Origin of the sequence: Streptomyces sp. RPT161 (genome assembly GCF_027533845.1) — a bacterium.
Classification (GTDB): Bacteria; Actinomycetota; Actinomycetes; order Streptomycetales; family Streptomycetaceae; genus Streptantibioticus_A; species Streptantibioticus_A silvisoli_A.
This window is the reverse complement of the sequence record NZ_JAPZVN010000108.1, coordinates 1-517: the sequence shown is the minus strand read 5'-3', so window position 1 is coordinate 517 and position 517 is coordinate 1. Positions and strand designations below refer to the sequence as shown.

Here is a 517-nt window from a genome sequence, read left to right as displayed (position 1 = left end):
ACCCATCGACTCAGCGAACACCGGGGAGGATTCCAGCAGGTCTTGAGCCATACCAACCCACTGCGCACCCTGACCAGGGAACACAAACACCACCTGGCCACCAGCCCGAGCAGTGCCCTGCACCACCCCAGCAGCCGACTCCCCAGCAGCAACGGCCCGCAGCCCGGCTATCAACTCATCACGGTCACTTCCCACCAGCACGGCACGGTGATCGAACACCGCACGCGAACTGACCAGCGACCACCCCACATCCACCGGCCGCAACGTCGAATCCGACTCCACAAACTCCAGCAACCGGACCGCCTGCGCACGCACCGCCTCAACCGACTTCCCCGACAACACCCACGGCACCACACCACCCACACCCGAACCGAATGGAGCCTCTGTGTCAGATTGAGTGTCAGGTGCGGTCTCGGTCTCGCTCTCGGAGGGAGCTTCGAGGATGACGTGCGCGTTGGTCCCACTCACGCCGAACGAGGACACTCCAGCCCGGCGGGGATGGTCGTTCTCCGGCCAG

Annotated in this window: 1 protein-coding gene; it reads right to left on the bottom strand. The window is 64.8% G+C overall.

Translation table 11 applies throughout. The features are described from left to right. The coding region (locus tag O5O46_RS35120) for a ketoacyl-synthetase C-terminal extension domain-containing protein (RefSeq protein ID WP_269859746.1) at positions 1–517 on the bottom strand (517 nt) is incomplete at both ends.